Below are 21,915 nucleotides of genomic sequence, written 5' to 3'. Positions count from 1 at the left end.
GGGGCAGAAATAATTTTTTTCGCGAAAAGTGAAAATTGATGTGCGAAGGATTCAGCGTATTGCGATCGGTATCAAAAATTAATCTGGATCAATAAATGTTAAATCTAAGGTTTTAGTGTGATCTAAAACAGATCAAACGTAACTCGTTATAGGTATATTTGGCCGCGCTGAAAAACCATAATGAGGAAGTGGATATGAAGAAGTTAGCAGCGGCGGCATTAATTCTAAGCACTCTTTCCACCGGCAGCGTCTGGGCGCATGAAGCGGGTGAATTTTTCATTCGCGCCGGGACCGCCACCGTCCGACCGACGGAGGGCTCTGACAACGTGTTAGGCAGCCTTGGCGGTTTCAACGTCAGTAACAACACTCAGCTGGGTTTAACTTTTACCTATATGGCGACCGATAACATCGGCGTGGAACTGCTGGCGGCAACGCCGTTCCGCCATAAGGTTGGTACCGGGCCAACCGGCACCATCGCCACCGTCCATCAGTTGCCACCCACCCTGATGGCGCAGTGGTACTTTGGCGATGCGCAAAGCAAGGTGCGCCCGTACGTGGGAGCGGGGATTAACTACACCACCTTCTTTAATGAAGACTTTAACGATAACGGCAAGGCGGCCGGGCTTTCCGATCTGAGCCTGAAGGACTCCTGGGGCGCGGCAGGGCAGGTCGGCCTCGATTACCTGATTAACCGTGACTGGCTGCTGAATATGTCGGTGTGGTACATGGATATCGATACCGATGTGAAATTCAAAGCCAACGGCGTGGACCAGAAAGTCAGCACCCGCCTGGATCCGTGGGTGTTTATGTTCTCCGCAGGCTATCGGTTCTAACGCCTGCTGCAAACTGGCCAGCGGACGGCCAGTTTGTTGCCTCCTCACTCCTCCCTGCGATACCCCTTCGCCTGCGGATCACACTTCCGTCCACTGGCGCAGCAGGTTGTGATACATATTGAGCAGGGAGAGCACCTCTTCTCCGTCGCCAAAGCGAGTTTTGAGCGACTGAATCGTGCGGTCCAGGTCGTAGAGCATCGCGCGCTGCTTATCGTCGCGGACCATCGACTGGATCCACAGGAAAGAGGCCTGGCGTACGCCGCGGGTGACCGGGGTGACGCAGTGCAGGCTGCTGGCGGGATAGAGCACCAGATGCCCGGCCGGGAGCTTCACCCGATGCTGGCCATAGGTGTCTTCAATGACCAGTTCGCCCCCCTCATAGCTTTCCGGTTCGCAGAGAAACAGCGTCGCCGATAAATCGGTCCGCATCCAGCCCGCTTCGCCGTTCTGACGCACCGCGCCATCGACATGAAAGCCGTAGGTCTCCCCCGGCCCGTAGCGATTAAACAACGGTGCGGAAATCGTCCGCGGCAGCGCGGCGGAAAAAAACTGCGGATGGCCGCGCAGCGCGTCGAGTACGGCGGCCTGCAGACGGGCGTACAGCGGCGTGCGGGTATCGATCTGCTGGTTTTGTTTGACGGTCGCCCCCTGGCTGCCGACGGTAACCCGCCCGTCAACCCATTCGGCCTGCGCCAGCAGGCGGGCATATTCAGCCACCTGGTCCGCCGTTAGCACGTCAGGAATGTGATACATCATTGCGGTGTCCTCTCAAAAAGGTGGGGCGCGATGGCCCCACGTACAGACTCAGAAATGGACGTTCGCCGTCAGCATAAAGGTACGGGGTTCGCCCGGATGATAGCGATAGCCGCTCTTGTTGATGGAAGCCACGTAATCGGTATCAAACAGGTTGTACATATTGAGCTGCAGATCGAGGTTGCTGTTGACCCGATAGCCCAGTTTGGCGTCGGCGACCCAGTAGCCCTCGGTGTGATCCGGGGTACCGACCGCGCCATCGCTGCCCCGGCGCAGGCTTCCGACATAGCGCACGCCGCCGCCGACGGACAAATCGCTGGTGGCCTGATACTGCGTCCACAGCGTAAAGGCATGTTTCGGGGTGTAGGCCAGTGCGGAAGAGCCATCCTGCGCCACATTCTGCCCCTCTGTCACCTTGGCATGCTGCTGGGTGTAGCCGGCGATGATCGTCCAGTCCGGGGTCAGGTTCCCGGTCGCGGAGAGCTCATACCCCTCCACGCGTTTTTTGCCGTATTGCGACCAGGTTCCGTCATCGTTAGCGGCCACTTCGTTTTCAATATCGGTACGGAATAACGCCGCGCTGAGCAGCAGGCGCTTGTCGAGGATCTGCCACTTGGTGCCCAGTTCGCTGGATTTCGCCTTCTGCGGTTTAAAGTCGGTCCGGTTGGCGCTGTTGCCGCTGCCGCTGGCGGCCAGAGCGAAGCTGCTGCCCCCCGGCGGTTGCTGCGAGATGGCATAGTTGACGTAGATATTGCCCTGCTCGGTTAAGCGATACAGCGCCCCGGCCTTCCAGTTAACCAGGTTACCGGATTTGGCGGTATCGACAGTGGTGACCGGGCTGCCGGTCGACTGTCCTGGCGGGCAGGCGACAGCCCCGCGTCCGCTGCCGCCGCAGGCGGTGGCGCTGTCATATTTGGTATGGTAACTGTCGAGACGCAGCCCACCGTTGACCTCAACCCGATCGGTCAGCGCCAGCGTATCGAAGGCATAAATGCCGAAGGTATCGGTCTGGCCGTTGGCGTTCGCCCCGTTTCTGTCCAGCCCGCCAATCGACAGGCTGCTCACCGGATGATAGAGATTCACCGCCGGGGCGGTCAGGGCGTTGACGCCATAGTTGGTCTGGTTTTCCCGGGTAAACTCCACGCCGGCGCTGACGTCATGGCCTATCGAGCCGGTATTGAAGGTCGAGGTGATATTGGTCTGGTTGGTCAGAATGCGGTTGCTGACATCTTTAGTATTAACCAGCCGTGACCAGCTCCAGGTGTTGACGTCATTGATGTCGGGGGCGGTGATATTGCTCGCGCCGCCCATCACCGCAGTCAGGAGATACTCCTGCTTCACCCGCGACCAGCGGGTGGTATTGCGCACGGTGGTATTGTCCGTCAGATCGTGTTCGAAGCGCAGGGTGCCGCTGTCGGTGGTGGATTTATCGTAATCGGAGTCGGTGCCATAGAAATTGTTGGTATTGACCTTACCGGCGGAATTGAGCGCGGCATACTTCGGCGAAGGCGCTGAATAGCCCGGCAGGCCGACGGTGGGGATGCCGCCATCCGGGGTGTTGTTCTGCCGGACGTGGAGATAGTTCAGATACAGACGGGTGGGCGTATCGAGGCCAAAGGCCAGCGACGGAGCGATGCCGTAGCGCTCGTTCTCAATCTTATCCCGGCCGGCGTCGTGGGTTTTTTCGCCCATCAGGTTGAGGCGAAACGCGGCGTTGTCGCCGAAGGCCTGGTTAAGATCAAGGGTACCCCGGCGCGACCAGGCGCTGCCGATGCTGGCCGAACCGTCGATCCCGGAGTCAAGGCGCGGCTGCTTGCTGATCATATTGATCGAGCCGGAGGGGGCGCTGCGGCCATAGTCCGTGCCGGCGGGCCCTTTGATGACTTCCACCTGCTGGGTATTGAAGGTATCCCGCGTCACGCTGCCGATATCGCGAATGCCGTCCACATAAATACTGTTGGAGGTGTCCACGCCGCGCATAAAGATGGCGTCCCCGGTGGTTGAGCTGCCATTCTCCCCGGCGTAAAACGCCCCGACGCCAGGGACGTTCTTGAGGGCGTCAGTCAGGTTGGTGACGCCCTGATCTTTAATGACCTGTTCGGGGATCACGGTGATGGTGCGAGTGGTATCCACCAGCGGTTTATTAAACTTGGGATCGGCGGAGGCCCCGGGAGAATAAAGCGAAGGCGGGGCGGCTTCCACCACCAGCGTCTCTTCATTATTTTTGACTGATTTTTCCGCGGCCATGCCGGTTGCCGGCGCGGCCCCCAGACACAGACCCGTAAACAATGCCAATGAGTTGAAACTGCCAAACGGCAGAGAAGCGTTTTTTTCCATGATAAATGCAGGCTTATTTTTTGTTATTCGCACATATCACGCCGCGCAAAAGCGACGTTATTCGTCGTCTGGCTTGCGCTGACCCGGCGTGACTCTATAAATGATAAAAAGAATAGTTATCATTCGCCTTAATATTTACACAGAAAAGTTGACGTTTAAACTGATTTCTTCACCACCGTTTACAAATTTCATAAATTTTGAACAAAAAAGGCGAGTTAGCTCGGCAAAGGCGGCGGGACAAAGCGGTACATGGCGTGGTGATCTGGGAGCAATGACGCCGGGCGGGCGCCGGAGGACGCCCGGAGGCAGGCGTCCCGGCGGGCTTACCAGGGCACCGTGCGGCCCTGGTAATCCAGATACTCCAGTCCCGGGCGCCGCTGCTTGTCGAGCAGGACGTTCACCAGGCGTGGGATGGTCTCTTCGATGGTCAGGGGGGCGTCGGCCCCGCCGAGCTCGGTGCGGATCCATCCCGGAGCCATCACTACCAGCGGGTGGGAGGCCGAGGTGGGGCGAGCGGCGAAGCTGCGCATGAACATATTCAGCGCGGCTTTACTTCCGCGGTAGAGCTCCCGCTGGCCGCCGAGATTGTTCGTCAGACTGCCCTGGCCGGAGGACATCACGCCCAGCAGCCCCTGCGGCTTGACCGCTGGCTGCGACAGCTGGTGCGTGAGGTGTGTTGTGAGTAAAAAAAAGCCCGCACAAGTGCGGGCAAAAATACTGGAAGCAATGTGAGCAATGTCGTACTGAATACCTGAGTTATTTACTCAACTATTCAGTAATGAGAAAGATAATATTTCTCATTTAATATATCAACCCCATCTTTTGTGCGGAAGCGATTTTTATCCAAGGGTAAAGACCGTGCGCTGCTGGATATCATCAGCGTGATGAACCAGCCGGTGCGCGATGAGCAGATCCTCCAGGCGGCCGGCGTCCAGCTGGAACAGATGCTGTTTCCGCTGCTGGTGGCGGTAGGGCGCCATGGCCCGGTGGGGGGGGGGGCTGGCGGATCATTTAGGGCGCGATAACACCACCGCCAGTCGCCAGGTGAAGAAACTGGAAGCCCAGGGGCTCGCCTGTAAGCAACCGAACTAAATTCTCGCGTGTTGCCGCCCCGGCGCAACAATCATCTTTTTCCGTCACAAATAACGGGTCAGCTCGTCGATGTTGTCGGAAAGTATCTCCAGTAGGGATCGCAAATAGATAGTGTTATTTCCCTGATGCCACATCGCGCTGAGGGGAAGGCCTTCGATATGTTTTTTGGGCGCGAGCTTAAGGTATTTCACGCCGTCCGCATTCATATCTTTATATGACGCAGGCACCAGAGCGATGCCCAGTCCAGCGGCAACAAAACTCAGGATAGTCTGCTTCTCTTCGGCATACTGCGCGATGACAGGCATGCTGCCACCCTCCTTGAAAATATTCATTGTCAGGTCATGGCTGTGACGCCGGGTGCCTCTTTCCGGCACGATAACCGGCTCGTGTCGGAAGTCATCGATACTGACTTCGTCATAACTGACCAGGCGGTGGTTAGCGGGCACGGCCAGCACGCAGGTTTCATTGGCGATAAAACGTGTTGTCAGCGTGGCATCAATATGTTCCGGCGGACGTACAAAGACCACATCCAGCCATCCTGAAATGAGTCGGGGGATAAGTTTATGAGATTTATCTTCCGTAAGATGAATGTCTGCCTCCGGAAAACGCCTGACGAAAAGATTAAGCAGTTCAGGAAGTAATCCTTTGGCTGCGCTATCGATAGCTCCGATCCGCAACGTCCTTTTCTGCAACAGGCTATTTTTCCGGAATCGCTGCCGTAGCGCATCGAAATCAGCAATGACCGTTTTGGCCTCATTTAAAAAGGCGGCACCTTCAGGCGTTAGCGACACATTGCGGGTCGATCGATTCAGTAGTCTTATCCCCAAATCATCTTCCAGCAGTTTTATGAAGCGACTCAGTGACGCAGGCATCATTTCAAGTTTACGGGCAGCACGGCCGAAGTGAAGCTCATCACCCAATACCACAAAGCAACGTAGCTGATTTATATCCATTTTTTCACCAAAACCTGATTATGCAAATTATTTATATAAAGCCATGCCAATGATAAAGCGGTTCAAAACTTCATACTGGGTTTATTACAAAACGATAACAACCCTACATCACTATGGAGCATCCGTCATGAAAAACGACCTCGAAAAGAAGGTGATGCGCAAGGTTACCCTGCGCATTATTCCTTTCATCATGCTGCTGTACTTCATTGCCTTCCTCGACCGTGTCAACATTGGCTTTGCCGCCCTGACCATGAATCAGGATCTGGGTTTTTCACCCACCGTTTTTGGGCTGGGCGCCGGCATCTTCTTCCTGGGGTACTTTCTGTTTGAGGTGCCGTCAAACTTAATTCTCCATAAAGTAGGGGCCCGCATCTGGATCGCCCGCGTCATGATCACCTGGGGCCTGGTCTCTGGCTGCATGGCTTTTGTGCAGGGTACGACGAGCTTCTACATTCTGCGTTTTCTACTCGGCGTAGCGGAAGCCGGTTTCTTCCCGGGAATTATCCTTTATCTCAGTTATTGGTTCCCGGCAGCCAGACGCGCGCAGGTTACCGCCATCTTTATGGCCGCAGCCCCGCTCTCTACAGCATTGGGATCGCCTGTTTCTGCCGCCCTGCTGGAGATGCATGGCTTTCTCGGCTACGCCGGCTGGCAGTGGATGTTTGTGCTGGAAGCCTTGCCAGCGCTGATACTCGGCGTTGTGGTTCTGTTCTTTCTTACCGATCGTCCGGCCAAAGCCAAATGGCTGACTGACGAAGAGCGTGCATGGCTGGAAAACACCATGCAGGCCGAGGAGCTGGCCCGGGCGGCAAAACAGAACCACAGCAGCGCATGGAAAGGACTGGCGGATAAGCGGGTACTGGCTCTGGCGCTGGTCTATTTCGGTACTTCTGCCGGCTTGTACACACTTGGCATCTGGTCCCCGCAAATCATCCGCAGCTTCGGTGCTACCTCACTGGAGATTGGCTTCCTCAACGCCTTCCCGGCGGTCATCGGCGTCATCGCCATGATCCTGTGGGCGCGGCATTCTGACCGCACCAGAGAGCGCAGCTGGCATGTGATTGGTGCCTGCCTGCTGGCAGCAGCCGGTCTGATTTACGCCGGTAACGTCAGCACACTGTTTACCGTGATTGTTGCCTTAACCCTGGTCACCGCAGGCATCAGCGCCTCGAAACCGCCCCTTTGGAGTATGCCTACCGTGTTCCTCAGCGGCCCGGCTGCGGCCGCGGGTATTGCCACGATTAACTCCATCGGCAATCTGGGCGGCTTTGTCGGCCCGATGATGATTGGCGTGATCCGCGAGCAGACCGGTAGCTACACCTGGGGCCTGTACTTTGTCGCCGGACTGCTGGCTATTTCGGCCCTCATTGTCCTGATCCTTTCTGCCAGGGCGGGTAAACCGCAAACGGCAGAACTCACTCATCCTCATACTCATTAACCGGAGAATTTACTATGCGTAACTATAAAATTGCCGCCATACCTGCCGACGGTATTGGTCCTGAAGTCATCTCGGCAGGTGTTGAAGTGCTGCATGCACTGACACGCCACGATCCGCAGCTGAAGTTTGATGTGGAGACCTTTGACTGGGGGTCGGACTATTACAAAAAACATGGCGTGATGATGCCGGAAGAAGGGCTGAACACACTAAAAAAATTTGATGCCATTTACTTCGGCGCGGTGGGCGCACCGGATGTCCCTGACCACATCACACTCTGGGGTCTGCGCCTGCCAATTTGCCAGGGGTTTGACCAGTACGCCAACGTGCGTCCAACCAAAATCCTGCCGGGTGTCACCTCACCGCTGCGCAACCGCGGGCCCGGCGATCTTGACTGGGTGATTGTGCGCGAAAACTCCGAAGGTGAGTATTCCGGTAACGGCGGCCGTGCACACCGTGGCTTACCGGAAGAAGTCGGCACCGAGGTGGCCATCTTCACCCGCGTCGGGGTTACGCGCATTATGCGCTATGCCTTCAGACTGGCGCAGTCTCGTCCACGTAAACTGCTGACCGTGGTGACTAAATCCAACGCCCAGCGCCACGGAATGGTGATGTGGGATGAGATTGCCGCCGAGGTGGCGCAGGAATTCCCGGATGTGCAGTGGGACAAGATGCTGGTCGATGCGATGACGCACCGCATGACGCTGCATCCCCAGACCCTGGATACCATCGTTGCCACCAATTTGCATGCCGATATCCTTTCCGATCTGGCCGGCGCGCTGGCGGGCAGTCTGGGCGTAGCGCCGACCGCCAATATTGATCCGGAACGCCGCTTCCCTTCCATGTTCGAACCTATCCATGGTTCAGCTTTTGATATCACCGGCAAAGGCATTGCTAACCCGATAGCAACCTTCTGGACTGCGGTACAGATGCTTGAACATCTGGGAGAGCGTAACGCCGCGGCGCTGATTATGGAAAGTATCGAATATGTTTGTGAGAAAGGCATTCTGACGCCAGATGTCGGTGGAACGGCCAGTACCGCGGACGTCACCCGCGCTGTAGTGGAATTTATCGAAGCCAGAGCAAATATCGCCGAGACCGTATAACCATGATAAATGAACAGCCTACAGAGATCCTGCAGGATATTTTTCAGCATGCTGTCGACAGCGCCCGAGCCGGGCCTGCGATTCTGTCTAACCTGCCGGAAAAACCGCGTGGCCGCTGCGTGGTAATCGGTGCCGGTAAAGCCTCGGCGGCAATGGCAGCGGCTGTGGATGCAGCCTGGCCGGATGTGGATGTGTCTGGCGTGGTGGTGACGCGTTACGGTTACGCGGTGCCTGCTGGTCGCATCCGGATTATCGAGGCTGCTCATCCGGTATCGGATTCGATGAGCGAAGTTGCCGCCATGCTGATTGTGGAAGCGCTGCGCGGATTGACCTCTGATGACCTGGTGCTGGCGGTCATTTCCGGTGGCGGGTCGGCGTTGATGGCGCTGCCCGCACCAGGATTAACATTGAAAGATAAGCAGGCCATTACCCGCGCGCTACTCCACAGCGGTGCCAATATCAAAGAGATGAATCTGGTACGTCGTCATCTCTCCGCGGTGAAAGGCGGCAAGCTGGCAAGAATGGCGCAACCGGCCCGTATTGTGTCACTGATTATCAGCGATGTGCCGGGGGATAACCCGGCAGATGTGGCATCAGGTCCTACTGTCGCCGATGACAGTACGCCGCTTGATGCGCTTCGGGTACTTCAGCGCTACGGTATTCATACCCCGGAACCTGTTCATAAACTGCTAAGCCAGCCGGCAGGCCCGGTTGAAAGTACAGCGAACAGCGAAGTAAAACTCATTGCCACGCCGCAGCGGGCTTTGCAGGCTGCCGCGCTGGCTGCGTGCAGACACGGACTGACGCCGCTTATTCTCGGCGATGCGTTAGAAGGCGAAAGTCGTGAAGTGGCCATTGTTATGGCCGGGATTGCTAAATCCGTGAAGCAATATGGTCATCCGGTTTCCGGTCCGGCAGTGCTGTTGTCGGGTGGCGAAACCACCGTGACGGTAAGTCAGGGTCAGCACGGGAAGGGTGGTCGTAATACTGAATTTGCGCTCAGTCTGGCCTGTGCGTTGCAGGGAGAAAGCGGTATATGGGCAATCGCCGGCGACAGTGATGGTATCGACGGAACGGAAGATGCAGCAGGTGCGCTGGTATTCCCGGACACGCTAACACGCGGCAAAATGGGTGGTCTAAATGCGGCTAGTTATCTTGATGCACACGACAGCTATAGCTATTTTCATGCGCTCGATGACCTGGTAATGACCGGCCCAACGCTAACCAACGTAAACGATATTCGGGCAATATTGATTGCCTGACCTATCGCTCTCCTGTACCAGGGAGAGCGATATTTTTACTTTCAACATGGTGCAAATCTTCGGTATCCGCCCGCCATCAATTTCCACGTTAAAGCGCATCGCCTGGCGTCAAGGTGTCGATCATCGTTCAGTCTGATGTGCAGGCGTGCAAGATGACGTGGAAGGGGGCTAACGCGAGGAAATCGCCGCCCGGCGCAAGGCCAGGCGGCTGACGGTCAGGCGGTTTTGGTCGCCGCCTTCAGGCTCTGGACGAAGGCTTTCAGCTCGTCGAGCATGGCCTGCGGCTCATCAAGATGGCGTTCGATGATTTTGACGATGGCGGAACCGGAGATCGCCCCGGCGGCGCCGGCGTCAATGGCGGCGCTCACCTGCTCCGGCGCGGAGATGCCAAAGCCCTGCAGCGGCGGCGCGGCGTGATATTCCGCCAGCTTCTCCACCAGATGGTGCAGCGGCAGCGCAGCGCGATTTTCCGCACCCGTCACCCCGGCGCGCGACAGCAGATAGGTGTAGCCGCGGCCATATGAGGCAATCTGGCGCAGTAAATCGTCATCCGCATTGGGCGGGCAGATGAAAATCGGCGCGATGTTATGGCGCATCGCCGCCTGGCGGAACGGAGCGGACTCTTCCACCGGCACGTCGGCGACCAGCACCGAGTCGACGCCGACGCGGGCGCACTGGGCATAGAACTCATCGATACCCGGGCTGAAGACGAGGTTGGCGTACATCAGCAGGCCGATTGGGATCGTCGGATGCTTATGGCGGATCGCCGCCAGCATCTCAAAGCACTGCGCCGGGGTCACCCCCGCGGCGAAGGCGCGCAGGGCCGCGCCCTGGATGGTCGGGCCGTCCGCCAGCGGGTCGGAGAAGGGGATCCCCAGCTCAAGGGCATCGGCGCCGCCTTCGATCAACGCATCGATAATTTTCAGCGACTGCTCCGGTCCCGGATCGCCAAGGGTCACAAAGGGGACGAAGGCGCCTTCCTGGCGGTTTTTTAGTTGGGCAAACAGCGTCTCATAGCGTTCCATCAGATTTCCCCTCGCGCTTTCAGGATGTCATGTACGGTGAAAATGTCTTTATCGCCGCGGCCGGAGAGGTTAACCACCAGCAGCTGCTCTTTTTCCGGGTTTTCGCGCATCATCTTCAGCGCGTGGGCCAGGGCGTGCGAGGACTCCAGCGCCGGGATGATCCCTTCGTGGCGGGAGAGCGCTTTGAACGCGTCCAGCGCTTCGTCGTCGGTGATCGACACATAGTCGGCGCGCCCGGTGCTGTTCAGATACGCGTGCTGCGGCCCAACGGACGGGAAGTCCAGCCCGGCGGAAATGGAGTAAGATTCCTCGATCTGGCCGTCGGCGGTTTGCATCATCGGCGACTTCATGCCGAAGTAGATCCCAACGCGACCATGCTTCAGCGGCGCGCCGTGCTCCCCGCTTTCGATACCGTGCCCGGCAGGCTCTACGCCGATCAGGCCGACGTGGGTTTCCTCGATAAAATCAGCGAACATGCCGATGGCGTTTGACCCGCCGCCGACGCAGGCGATCACCGCGTCCGGCAGGCGTCCCTCTTTTTCGAGGATCTGCGCTTTGGTCTCTTCGCCAATCATGCGCTGGAATTCACGCACGATGGTTGGGAACGGGTGCGGACCTGCGGCGGTGCCCAGCATATAGTGCGCCTTCTCGTAGCTGCCGGACCAGTCGCGCAGCGCCTCGTTACAGGCATCTTTCAGCGTGGCGGAACCGCTGTGCACCGGGATCACCTCGGCGCCCATCAGGCGCATACGGAAGACGTTCGGCGACTGGCGCTCGACGTCCTTAGCGCCCATGTAGATACGGCATTTCAGGCCGAGCAGGGCGCTGGCCAGCGCTGAGGCGACGCCGTGCTGGCCGGCGCCGGTCTCGGCGATAATTTCGGTTTTGCCCATCCGTTTGGCCAGCAGAGCCTGGCCCAGTACCTGGTTGGTTTTGTGCGCGCCGCCGTGCAGCAGATCTTCGCGTTTCAGGTACAGGGTGGTGCGGGTCCCTTCGGTCAGGTTCCGGCATTTGGTCAGGGCCGTCGGACGACCGGCGTAGTTTTTCAGCAGGTCGGTGAATTCCGCCTGAAAGGCCGGGTCCTTCTGCGCGCTGACAAAGGCTTCTTCCAGCTGGCGCAGGGCGGGCATCAGGATCTGCGGCACATACATGCCGCCGAATTCGCCGAAGTAGGGGTTCAGTAAAGTGCTCATTATTGCTCCTTAATATGCGCGCAGCGTCTGGAAAACGGAGGCCAGCTTGCTGGCGTCTTTAATCCCGGGTTGCGACTCTACGCCTGAATTGAAATCGAGTCCGGCACAGCCGCTTTTGGCCGCTTCCACACAGTTATCGGCGCCGAGGCCGCCGGCCAGCATAACGTTGCGCAGATCCTGGCCCTGCAGCAGGCTCCAGTCAAAACGCTGGCCGCTGCCGCCCTGGCCGTTGTCGAGCAGATACTTATCGACATGGCGGAGTGTACGGGCCGGCAACGTTTCGCCAACGCTCAACGCCTTCCAGATACGGACGTTATCCGCGAGGGCGTCGCGCAGCGCGTCGATATAGGCCTGGTCTTCATCACCGTGCAGCTGCACGGCGGCCAGCCCCAGCCCCAGGGCCTGGGCGCGGGCGACCACCTCGTCCAGCGGCGCATTGCGGAAGACGCCGACGTACTGCAGCGGCGCGGCGGCGATCACCGCTTTGGCCTGGGCGTCATTTACCGCCCGCGGCGAGGTCGGGACGAAGATCAGGCCACCGTAAATGGCGCCGGACTCCCAGGCCACCTGGGCATCCTGTGGGCGCGTCAGGCCGCACACTTTGTTCTCGCCGAGCAGCACGCGTTTGACCGCCGCTTCCAGATCCGCCTGCTCCATCAGGGCGGAGCCGATCAGGAAGCCGTTGGCGAAGTGGCTCAGCTCACGCACTTCGGCATAGGTATGGATGCCGGATTCGCTGATCACCGTGACATCCGGGCCGAGACGCGCTGCCAGCTGACGGGTGCGGTTAAGGTCAATCGACATATCGCGCAGGTCGCGGTTATTAATGCCCACCACCTTCGCCTTCAGAGCGATGGCGCGCTCCAGCTCCTCTTCATTGCTGACTTCGGTCAGCACGCCCATATTCAGGCTGTGAGCCACCGCGGAGAGCTGACGATATTGTTCATCGTCGAGCACCGAGAGCATCAGCAGGCAGGCGTCGGCCTGATAGTAGCGCGCCAGGTAGATCTGGTAAGGGTCGATGGTGAAGTCCTTACACAGGATCGGCTGCGGCGCGACCTTGCTGACGATCGGCAGAAAATCGAAGCTGCCCTGGAAATATTTCTCATCACACAGCACCGAGATCGCCGAGGCGTAGTGTTTGTAGATGCTGGCGATCGCCGCCGGATCGAAATCTTCGCGAATCAACCCCTTCGACGGCGAGGCCTTTTTGCACTCGAGAATAAACGCGGTGCGGGTGCCGGCCAGCGCGTCATAGAAATTGCGCTGCGTCGGGACGACCTCATTCTGAAAACTGGCTAACGGTTGTTGTTGTTTGCGGGCTTCCACCCAAATCGCTTTGTCGGCAACGATTTTTGCTAAAACGGTCTGCATTCTTTACCCTCTTGCCGCTAAGGCGGTCACTCTGTCATAGGCCGCGCCGCTGTGCAGCACATCCAGTACCTGCTGAGCGTTAGCTTTCAGATCTTCATGCCCGTGTAAACGCATCAACATGGCGACGTTGGCGGCGACGGCGGCTTCGTGAGCGGCTTCACCTTTACCTTGTAGCAAGCGCGTCAGAATGTCACGGTTTTCTTCCGGCGTACCGCCCGCCAGCTGCGCCTGATGGTAAGGCGTCAGGCCGAAGTCGTCGGCGGTCAACTGATAGCTTTTGATTTCTCCGGCATGCAGCTCGGCGACCACCGTGGGCGCATGCAGCGAGACTTCATCCATCCCGCCGCTGTGCACCACGGCCGCGCGCTGATAACCGAGTACGCGCAGGGTTTCCGCAATCGGCAACACCAGCTCCGGGCTGTAGACGCCAATCAGCGCCAGCGGCGGATGCGCCGGGTTGATCAGCGGTCCCAGCACATTAAACAGGGTACGGGTCTTCAACTGCTGACGGACCGGCATCGCGTGGCGGAAACCGGTGTGATACTTGGGCGCGAACAGGAAGCAGACGCCCAGCTCATCGAGCGCCGCGCGGGATTTATCGGCGTTCATATCGAGATTAATGCCGAAGGCCGCCAGCAGGTCGGAAGAGCCTGATTTACTGGAGACGCTGCGGTTGCCGTGCTTCGCCACTTTTAATCCACAGGCGGCGGCGACAAACGCGCTGGCGGTGGAGATATTAATGCTGTTGCTGCCGTCGCCACCGGTGCCGACGATGTCGGCAAACAGGTAGTCCGGGCGCGGGAACGGCGCGGCGTTTTCCAGTAGCGCGGTGGCGGCGCCGGCAATTTCCTGCGGCTGCTCGCCGCGCACTTTCATGCTGACCAGCGCGGCGGCCAGCTGTTCAGGCTTCACTTCGCCGCGCACCACGGCGGAGAACAGCTGGTGGCTCTCCTGCTGACTCAGGGTTTCCGCCTGGTACAGTTTCTCCAGGATCGGCTGGAGGGTGTTGGTATGCTCCAGCTTTTGCAGCGCCCAGGCCAGAGTCTGCTCCAGCAGTCGCGCGCCCTGGGTGGTGAGGATCGATTCCGGATGGAACTGGAAGCCGCACACCCGGTCCGCATCGTGACGCACCGCCATCACCATACCGTTGAAATTGGCGTTAATCGTCAGCCCGGCGGGAATATTGCTGCCGACCAGCGAGTGGTAGCGCGCCACCGGCAGCGGGTTAGCCAGACCGGCAAACATCGCCTGGCCGTCGTGCTCAATGCTGGAGGCTTTGCCATGGAGGATCTCGCCCGCCTGGCCGACATAGCCGCCGTAGGCTTCGACAATGGCCTGGTGGCCGAGGCAGATGCCGATGATCGGCAGCTTGCCCCGCATGCGGGTCAGCAATTCCGGCATGCAGCCGGCTTCGCTTGGCGTACCCGGGCCAGGGGAGAGCATCAGCACCGGGTTGTCCATGGTGCCCAGACGCTCAATCAGCGCCTGCGCCGGAACGGAGTTACGGTAAATCACCACGTTATGGCCGTTTGCGCGCAGCTGGTCTGCCAGGTTATAGGTGAAAGAATCGATATTATCGAGCAGCAGAATGTCAGCCATCAGAAAATCTCCTTCGCGTGATGGGCCTGGGCAATGGCGCGCAGCACCGCGCGGGCTTTATTTCGGGTCTCATCCGCTTCCGACTGGGGAACCGAGTCGAGCACAATGCCGGCTCCGGCCTGAACGGTAGCGATACCCTCCTGCACGTAGGCGGAACGGATGACGATGCAGGTGTCGAGGTCGCCGTGGGCGGTGAAATAGCCCACCGCGCCGCCGTAGCTGCCGCGTCGTTTACCTTCGGCGGCGGCAATCAGCTGCATGGCGCGAACCTTCGGCGCGCCGCTGAGAGTGCCCATGTTCATGCAGGCGCGGTAGGCGTGCAGCACATCAAGATCCTGACGCAGTTCACCCACCACCCGGGAGACCAGATGCATGACAAAGGAGTAACGGTCAACCTTGGTTAAATCGGCGACATAGCGGCTGCCCGGGGTGCAGATGCGGGCCAGATCGTTGCGCGCCAGGTCCACCAGCATCAGGTGCTCGGAAAGCTCTTTGTGATCGGTGCGCATTTCCAGCTCGATACGGCTGTCGAGATCGCGATCCAGCGAACCGTCGGCGCGGCGGCCGCGCGGCCGGGTGCCGGCGATGGGGTAGATCTCAATCTGACGGCTGACGGCATCGTACTTCAGCGAGCTCTCCGGCGAGGCGCCGAACAAGGTGAAATCGTTGTCCTGCATAAAGAACATATACGGGCTGGGGTTACTCTTCTTCAGCACATCATAGGCGGCCAGCGGCGACGGGCAGGGCAGCGAGAAGCGGCGGGAAGGGACCACCTGGAAGATTTCCCCGGCGCGGATCGCGCGCTGCATTTTGCGCACCACCGCGCCGTACTCTTCATCGCTCTGGTCAACGTCGCAGCGCATTTCGGCCACGGTGGTGACCGGCAGCGGCAGCGGCGGCTCGTTCAGCTGCTGGCGCAGCTGGCTCAGGCGCTGCTCCAGGCGCTGTTTTTCACTCTCCAGCGGCGTGAACAGGCTCGCCTGGATGCGGGTATGCTTGGTCTGATGGTCGATGACCAGCAGGGTCTCCGCCAGATAGAAACAGTAGTCCGGGCAGGCAGTGTCGCTCTGCAGCGGCGGCAGATCTTCAAAGCCGGCCACCAGGTCATAGGCGAACAGGCCGCCGAAGAACATCGCTTCACGCTCGTTGGCCGGGACGGTCACCAGCTCCTGCAGGAGACGGAAGGCGTCAAACACTGACAGCGAGCAGAGGCGGGCGTCTTCATCGAGCAGGGAGCTGACCGCCGGGAAGGTCAGGATGCGGCCGTTGGGCTGGCGCTGATTGGCGATCCCGGAGGGCAGCGCGCCGTCCAGCAGCTCCAGCAGCGCGGCTCCGTTGGCGGAGAGGGCCTGAATGGTGACAGTGTCACCGAGGGCAGTGATGCGCAGCGCGCTGTCGACCAGCAGCAGGCTTTTTAAGTCATCTTTGCTGTCGATGTCAGCCGATTCCAGCAGCAGGGTGGCCGGACGGGCGCCGCACAGTTGGTGGAATAACGCCGTCGGGTTCTCCCGGTAGATGGCGTCGCTGGTGAGAAGCTCGAGTGCCGGTTTGGATGTTTGCATTATTGTTCTCGCCTGTTCGTATTATTTTTGTCCAATAAAAAGCCCGCTCATTGGCGGGCCGGGTATCTGTATGCTGAATGCAAAACGCGATCACGCCGCCCGTTATCAGGAGGTGCGCCACCAGCTGTGCAGAGTGATAAAGTGCATTTTCATCGTGATACCCCTTCATGTGAACTTGTGTACTAGTTAACTAGTTCGATGGAATAAAGTCAACCCTTGTTTGCAGATTTTCTCTGCCTGTCGGTATGATAATGCGCTTATTTACGTTGATGTCCAGCAGGAGTCCTTTTGAGCGACAGCCAATACGCAGTGATTTACGATCTGCACAGCCATACCACCGCCTCTGACGGGCGGCTGACTCCGCAGGAACTGGTCCATCGCGCCCATGAGATGCGCGTTGGCACGCTGGCGATCACCGACCATGACAGCGTGGCGGCTATCCCGGCGGCCCGGGAAGAGATTGCCCGCGCCGGATTACCCTTGACCCTGGTGAACGGCGTCGAGATTTCCACCCTCTGGGAGAATCACGAGATTCATATTGTGGGTCTCAATATTGATATTGCGCACCCGGCGATGACCGCCCTGCTGGAGGAGCAGAAAGCGCGGCGCCAGCAGCGCGGCCAGATGATTGCCGAGCGTCTGGAGAAGGCGCGCATCCCCGGCGCCTGGGAAGGGGCGCTGCGGCTGGCGGACGGTGGCGCCGTCACCCGCGGCCATTTTGCCCGTTTTCTGGTGGAGGCCGGCCACGCGAAGAACATGGCGGAGGTCTTCAAAAAATACCTTGCCCGCGGGAAAACCGGTTACGTGCCGCCGCAGTGGTGTACAATAAAACAAGCAATTGATGTCATTCATCATTCTGGCGGCAAGGCGGTGATAGCCCACCCCGGACGTTACGATCTTTCCGCCAAGTGGCTGAAGCGGCTGTTGGCCCACTTTAGCGAGCAGGGCGGTGATGCCATGGAAGTGGCCCAGTGCCAGCAGGCGCCCCACGAACGCGCTCAACTGGCCGCCCTGGCCGTGCAGTTTGGTCTTCTGGCGTCGCAGGGATCCGATTTCCATCAGCCCTGCGCGTGGATCGAGCTTGGCCGTAAGCTCTGGCTCCCTGCCGGCGTCGAAGGCGTCTGGCACAGCTGGGAAGCGGCCGCCGTATAAAAATTGAGAGGGAAGTATGAGCCAGTTTTTTTATATCCATCCGGATAACCCGCAGGCGCGGTTGATTAACCAGGCGGTGGAGATTGTGCGTAAGGGCGGGGTGATCGTTTATCCTACTGACTCCGGCTACGCGCTGGGCTGCAAAATTGAAGACAAGGGCGCGATGGAGCGGATCTGCCGCATCCGTCAGCTGCCGGACGGACACAACTTCACCCTGATGTGCCGCGACCTGTCCGAACTGTCAACCTACGCCTTTGTGGACAACGTGGCGTTTCGCCTGATGAAAAACAATACGCCGGGCAACTACACTTTTATCCTCAAAGGAACGAAAGAGGTGCCGCGCCGGCTGCTGCAGGAGAAGCGTAAAACCATTGGTATGCGCGTCCCGTCCAACCCTATCGCTCAGGCGTTGCTTGAGACCTTAGGCGAACCGATGCTCTCCACCTCGCTGATGCTGCCCGGCAGCGACTTTACCGAATCCGACCCGGAAGAGATCAAAGATCGTCTGGAGAAAGTCGTGGACCTCATTATCCACGGCGGCTTCCTTGGACAGCAGCCGACCACGGTTATCGATCTCACTGAAGACGCTCCGGTGGTGCTGCGCGAAGGCGTCGGCGACGTGAGGCCGTTTCTGTAATCTGACGAAAAGTGGGCTGAAGCAACGCTCGAAGGTCAGGAGCCTGTCTGGCTCCTGAAAGTCTCATGGGAGAACCTGGTTATGCTTCATGAGCTGATATCGTTAATCAATGTTGTTATTTGGCCCGCTATTGTTCTGTTTTTTCTATGTCGATTTGGAACTGCAATCAACCGGTTTCTTGAAAACCTCAGCCGCCTTTCCATTAAAGGTCCCGGCTTTGAAGTCGAGACCTTCAATAAAGGGGCTGAGTCTAGTGCCAATCTTGCCGCTGCATTGGCCAGCAAAGGTACCATTGCTAAAGGCGAGGGTAATGTAGAGCAAAGCGTTCTGGATGACGTCAACGTAGTGTCTCAGGCTGTAACGCCGAGAGTATTGCGAAGAGCGGGTGATGCCGTCATCTTGTGGGTTGATGACAGACCCAATGGTAATCGCTTTGAACGTCAGTCCATGGAAGCTCTGGGCATAAGGTTTGTTAATGTAGTATCTACCGACGAGGCTCTCGAAAGACTAAAAAATCAGTCGTTTGATGTGATTATTTCCGATATGAAGAGGCCTGGGGATGATCGTGCGGGATATACTCTCCTGGATGAGCTAAGAAGAAAGGGCAAAGACATTCCATACATTATCTATGCGAGCTCCAATGCTGCTCAGCATAAGGAACAAGCAAAACAGCATGGCGCTTTAGACGCGACCAATAATCCGCCGGAATTATTTCGCCTGGTCATGGGGGCGTTAAAAAAATAATTATCCATCAAATCCAGAGGATGGCTTCTGCATTCCACCCCTTGCTAAATCCACGCTGGAGGCGGGTTATCTGTAAATTTCCTTTCCCGGATTGATAATCAATGACCCACCAGGTCTTTTCAGGTTCAGGCTGCTCGCAAATTTAAGCGTCCGCGCAAAATCTGTTCCATACTCAAGGCGCGGTGTGGCGAACAGAAGCTTTCCCGACGAAGTTAGTGTAGTATGTTCGGCCACGATTACGGGCTCGCGGTGAATGTTTTGCGCATGCCAGCGAGACTTTACGTAAAAAGTATATACGTAACAATGAGTTGTTGATAAAGGCCTCATTGTTTCATAAAGCATACCAGACGCCTGGGAAGGCGACACCTTAAGGAAGCTCAATGAGCGAGAAACTGCAAAAAGTGCTGGCCCGCGCCGGCCACGGCTCCCGCCGTGAAATTGAAGCGAAAATCGACGCTGGCCGCGTCAGCGTCGATGGCAAAATCGCCACCCTCGGCGACCGTGTGGAGATCGTCCCCGGTTTAAAAATTCGTATCGATGGCCATCTGATCTCGGTGAAAGAGTCCGCCGAGCAGATCTGCCGCGTGCTGGCTTACTACAAGCCGGAAGGCGAACTGTGCACCCGTAACGATCCGGAAGGGCGCCCGACGGTGTTCGATCGTCTGCCTAAACTGCGCGGCGCGCGCTGGATTGCCGTTGGTCGTCTGGACGTCAACACCTGCGGCCTGCTGCTGTTCACCACCGACGGCGAACTGGCAAACCGTCTGATGCACCCGAGCCGTGAAGTCGAGCGTGAGTACGCCGTTCGCGTTTTCGGCCAGGTGGATGAAGATAAGCTGCGTCAACTGTCTCGCGGCGTGCAGCTAGAGGATGGTCCGGCGGCGTTTAAAACCATTAAATTCACCGGCGGTGAAGGGATTAACCAGTGGTACAACGTCACCCTGACCGAAGGGCGTAACCGCGAAGTGCGTCGCCTGTGGGAAGCGGTCGGCGTGCAGGTCAGCCGCCTGATCCGCGTGCGCTATGGCGATATTTTGCTGCCTAAAGGCCTGCCGCGCGGCGGCTATACCGAGCTGGACCTGGCGCAGACCAACTACCTGCGCGAGCTGGTGGAACTCACTCCGGAAACCAGCTCTAAGGTCGCCGTTGAAAAAGATCGGCGCCGGTTGAAAGCCAATCAGATCCGCCGGGCGGTGAAGCGCCACAGCCAGAGCAGCGCTAACCCGCGCCAGGGTAATAACAGCAACCGCCGTTCCAGTACCCGCAATAAGACCAACGGTTAATGTTGCGCGTTCCGGTGGTTTTGCGCCGGAACGCGGACTTCCTTTCGCCGTATCCGGCCCTCAGTAGTCAATCCCCATCTGTGCTTTAATGCCGGCATCAAAGGCATGTTTCACCGGGCGCAGCTCGCTGACGGTATCCGCCAGTTCAATAATATCGCGATGACAGCCGCGGCCGGTGATGATCACCGACTGGTGGGCAGGACGCTCACGTAGGGCGCTCAGCACCGCCTCCAGCGGCAGGTAATCGTAGGCCACCATGTAGGTCAGTTCGTCCAGCAGCACCAGATCGAGCTGGTCGTCGGCAAGCATACGGCGGGCATGCTCCCAGACCGCCAGACAGGCGGCGGTATCGCTGTCGCGGTCCTGGGTGTTCCAGGTAAAGCCTGTCGCCATTACCTGGAATTCGACGCCGTGTGGCTCCAGCAGATTACGCTCGCCGTTAGGCCAGGTCCCCTTGATAAACTGGATCACGCCGACTTTTTTGCCGTGGCCGACGGCGCGGGTCGCGGTGCCAAAGGCGGCGGTGGTTTTGCCTTTGCCGTTGCCGGTAAAGACCATCACAATGCCGCGTTCGTCCTGGGCCGCCGCCACCCGGGCGTCAACTTTATCTTTCAGCCGCTGCTGGCGTTCGCGGTAGCGTTCATCACTCATTGGGCAATTCCTGGTTTACGCCCCGGTTGGGCGTCGAAGGTCATTCCCGTCTTGCGACGACTGTCGTCGCCCATCAGCCACAGATAGACGGGCATAATGTCAGCGGGGGTTTTCAGTTTCAGCGGATCTTCCGTCGGGAACGCGCTGGCGCGCATGCCGGTGCGGGTGCCGCCAGGGTTGATGCAGTTCACGCGCAGGTGGCGGCTTTGGTACTCGTCGGCCAGCACCTGCATCATCCCTTCGGTAGCGAATTTGGAGACGGCATAGGCGCCCCAGTTGGCGCGACCCTGACGACCGACGCTGGATGAGGTAAAGACCAACGAACCTGATTCGGAACGGAGTAATAAAGGAAGAAGCGCCTGGGTCAGCATAAAGGTGCCATTGACGTTCACCTGCATCACCTGCTGCCAGACCTCCGGTTTCTGCTCATCCATCGGGCAGATATCGCCGAGCAGGCCAGCATTGTGCAGCACGCCGTCAAGGCGGGGATAGTGCATGCTGATCTGCTGCGCCAGCTGCTGACACGCCTGCGGCGTGCAGGTTAGCAGGTCGAGAGTAAACCAGCGGGGGGAAATACCGCCCTCGCGTTCAATCTCCTGGGCGACGGCGCGCAGTTTTTCGTCGTTGCGGCCAAGCAGAATCACGCTGGCGCTGTAGCGGGCGTAGGTCAGGGCCGCTTCACGGCCAATTCCGTCGCTGGCCCCGGTGACCAGAATGATGCGATCTTTCAGCAAGTGGCGTTGCGGTTGATAATGCACGGCGACTCCTTTGGCGATCGGCTCTCGATCGCGCTTCATCTTTGGTATCTCACTTTTGCGCTGTTATGCCTGAAAGCGCCCGCCATTGCAATCGGCCAAGCGGAAAGTATTCACAAAATTAATATCTTGCAACGATTTCAGCCTCGCTGAAAAAAAACGGAATCCG

At 58.4% G+C, this 21,915-nt stretch carries 18 protein-coding genes, 2 pseudogenes and 1 other annotated feature; of the genes and pseudogenes, 9 read left to right on the top strand and 11 right to left on the bottom strand.

All coding sequences use genetic code 11. The features are described from left to right. Nucleotides 1-194: 194 nt before the first annotated feature. Nucleotides 195-833: an outer membrane protein OmpW gene (gene ompW / locus ACOI7D_RS01030; protein ID WP_048334791.1), complete on the top strand. Its 639-nt coding sequence runs from the start codon at nt 195-197 to the stop codon at nt 831-833. A gap of 78 nt (nt 834-911) precedes the next feature. On the opposite strand, the gene ybiX is transcribed toward ompW, so the two are convergent. From ybiX to ACOI7D_RS01015, 3 genes and pseudogenes are all read right to left on the bottom strand, one after another. Continuing rightward, nucleotides 912-1,589, bottom strand: coding sequence for a PKHD-type hydroxylase YbiX (gene ybiX / locus ACOI7D_RS01025; RefSeq protein WP_032428774.1), 678 nt, complete (start codon nt 1,587-1,589; stop codon nt 912-914). 48 nt (nt 1,590-1,637) lie between these two features. Next, on the bottom strand, nt 1,638-3,923 hold the full coding sequence (locus ACOI7D_RS01020) for a catecholate siderophore receptor Fiu (protein WP_060591035.1): 2,286 nt from the start codon (nt 3,921-3,923) through the stop codon (nt 1,638-1,640). Between the two features lie 323 nt (nt 3,924-4,246). Then, a pseudogene (locus tag ACOI7D_RS01015) lies at nt 4,247-4,576 on the bottom strand (short-chain dehydrogenase); the annotation flags it as partial. A gap of 171 nt (nt 4,577-4,747) precedes the next feature. Here ACOI7D_RS01015 and ACOI7D_RS01010 point away from each other — a divergent pair. After that, nucleotides 4,748-5,012, top strand: a pseudogene (locus tag ACOI7D_RS01010) (MarR family transcriptional regulator); the annotation flags it as partial. Nucleotides 5,013-5,059: 47 nt separating this feature from the next. On the opposite strand, the gene ACOI7D_RS01005 reads toward ACOI7D_RS01010, so the two are convergent. Beyond that, nucleotides 5,060-5,968 (bottom strand): LysR family transcriptional regulator, encoded by a 909-nt coding sequence (locus ACOI7D_RS01005; protein ID WP_109547475.1) that lies wholly within the window; start codon nt 5,966-5,968, stop codon nt 5,060-5,062. A 127-nt stretch (nt 5,969-6,095) separates the two neighbouring features. On the opposite strand from ACOI7D_RS01005, the gene ACOI7D_RS01000 reads away from it, so the two are divergent. The 3 genes from ACOI7D_RS01000 to ACOI7D_RS00990 are packed head-to-tail and all read left to right on the top strand — an operon-like array spanning nt 6,096 to nt 9,771. Beyond that, nucleotides 6,096-7,406 carry an MFS transporter gene (locus tag ACOI7D_RS01000; RefSeq protein ID WP_004203856.1) on the top strand — a complete coding sequence of 437 codons (1,311 nt, stop codon included), beginning with the start codon at nt 6,096-6,098 and terminating at the stop codon, nt 7,404-7,406. A 14-nt stretch (nt 7,407-7,420) separates the two neighbouring features. Continuing rightward, entirely contained in the window at nt 7,421-8,509 is a 1,089-nt protein-coding gene (locus tag ACOI7D_RS00995; RefSeq protein WP_049015005.1) for a tartrate dehydrogenase, read from the top strand. Between the two features lie 2 nt (nt 8,510-8,511). Continuing rightward, complete coding sequence (locus ACOI7D_RS00990) at nt 8,512-9,771, top strand: glycerate kinase type-2 family protein (protein WP_109547474.1); 1,260 nt, start codon at nt 8,512-8,514, stop codon at nt 9,769-9,771. Nucleotides 9,772-9,986: 215 nt separating this feature from the next. On the opposite strand, the gene trpA is transcribed toward ACOI7D_RS00990, so the two are convergent. From trpA to ACOI7D_RS00965, 5 genes are read right to left on the bottom strand one after another with little or no spacing between them, the layout of a single operon-like run. Further along, nucleotides 9,987-10,796: a tryptophan synthase subunit alpha gene (gene trpA, locus ACOI7D_RS00985; RefSeq protein ID WP_109547473.1), complete on the bottom strand. Its 810-nt coding sequence runs from the start codon at nt 10,794-10,796 to the stop codon at nt 9,987-9,989. Then, nucleotides 10,796-11,989 (bottom strand): tryptophan synthase subunit beta, encoded by a 1,194-nt coding sequence (gene trpB / locus ACOI7D_RS00980; RefSeq protein ID WP_023289323.1) that lies wholly within the window; start codon nt 11,987-11,989, stop codon nt 10,796-10,798. Before trpB ends, trpA begins: the two co-directional genes overlap by 1 nt. A 9-nt stretch (nt 11,990-11,998) precedes the next feature. Continuing rightward, the gene (gene trpCF / locus ACOI7D_RS00975; RefSeq protein WP_109547472.1) at nt 11,999-13,363 is read right to left on the bottom strand and encodes a bifunctional indole-3-glycerol-phosphate synthase TrpC/phosphoribosylanthranilate isomerase TrpF; all 1,365 of its coding nucleotides are present in this window, start codon (nt 13,361-13,363) and stop codon (nt 11,999-12,001) included. A gap of 3 nt (nt 13,364-13,366) precedes the next feature. Next, nucleotides 13,367-14,962 carry a bifunctional anthranilate synthase glutamate amidotransferase component TrpG/anthranilate phosphoribosyltransferase TrpD gene (gene trpD / locus ACOI7D_RS00970; protein WP_023289325.1) on the bottom strand — a complete coding sequence of 532 codons (1,596 nt, stop codon included), beginning with the start codon at nt 14,960-14,962 and terminating at the stop codon, nt 13,367-13,369. Then, nucleotides 14,962-16,524, bottom strand: a complete 1,563-nt coding sequence (locus ACOI7D_RS00965) for an anthranilate synthase component 1 (RefSeq protein ID WP_023289326.1) — start codon at nt 16,522-16,524, stop codon at nt 14,962-14,964. Before ACOI7D_RS00965 ends, trpD begins: the two co-directional genes overlap by 1 nt. Nucleotides 16,525-16,557: 33 nt before the next feature. Beyond that, nucleotides 16,558-16,653: a sequence feature (Trp leader region), on the bottom strand. A 159-nt stretch (nt 16,654-16,812) separates the two neighbouring features. Between ACOI7D_RS00965 and rnm the strand changes: the two genes are divergently transcribed. The 4 genes from rnm (at nt 16,813) to rluB (ending at nt 20,340) form a co-directional block, all read left to right on the top strand. Then, nucleotides 16,813-17,676 (top strand): RNase RNM, encoded by an 864-nt coding sequence (rnm, locus tag ACOI7D_RS00960; RefSeq protein ID WP_109547471.1) that lies wholly within the window; start codon nt 16,813-16,815, stop codon nt 17,674-17,676. Between the two features lie 16 nt (nt 17,677-17,692). Next, nucleotides 17,693-18,313: an L-threonylcarbamoyladenylate synthase gene (locus ACOI7D_RS00955; protein WP_023289328.1), complete on the top strand. Its 621-nt coding sequence runs from the start codon at nt 17,693-17,695 to the stop codon at nt 18,311-18,313. Nucleotides 18,314-18,394: 81 nt separating this feature from the next. Further along, nucleotides 18,395-19,057 carry a response regulator gene (locus ACOI7D_RS00950; protein WP_101976736.1) on the top strand — a complete coding sequence of 221 codons (663 nt, stop codon included), beginning with the start codon at nt 18,395-18,397 and terminating at the stop codon, nt 19,055-19,057. Between the two features lie 380 nt (nt 19,058-19,437). Further along, nucleotides 19,438-20,340, top strand: coding sequence for a 23S rRNA pseudouridine(2605) synthase RluB (gene rluB, locus ACOI7D_RS00945; RefSeq protein ID WP_117140752.1), 903 nt, complete (start codon nt 19,438-19,440; stop codon nt 20,338-20,340). 60 nt (nt 20,341-20,400) lie between these two features. Here rluB and cobO read toward each other — a convergent pair whose 3' ends face one another. Both cobO and ACOI7D_RS00935 read right to left on the bottom strand, forming a co-directional pair. After that, nucleotides 20,401-20,991, bottom strand: coding sequence for a cob(I)yrinic acid a,c-diamide adenosyltransferase (cobO, locus tag ACOI7D_RS00940; RefSeq protein ID WP_023289331.1), 591 nt, complete (start codon nt 20,989-20,991; stop codon nt 20,401-20,403). Further along, the gene (locus tag ACOI7D_RS00935; protein WP_032452539.1) at nt 20,988-21,749 is read right to left on the bottom strand and encodes a YciK family oxidoreductase; all 762 of its coding nucleotides are present in this window, start codon (nt 21,747-21,749) and stop codon (nt 20,988-20,990) included. Before ACOI7D_RS00935 ends, cobO begins: the two co-directional genes overlap by 4 nt. Nucleotides 21,750-21,915: the final 166 nt, after the last annotated feature.

This window comes from Klebsiella sp. C360, from assembly GCF_048822415.1.
GTDB lineage: Bacteria > Pseudomonadota > Gammaproteobacteria > Enterobacterales > Enterobacteriaceae > Klebsiella > Klebsiella quasipneumoniae.
This window is presented reverse-complemented; position numbering and strand designations above follow the sequence as displayed.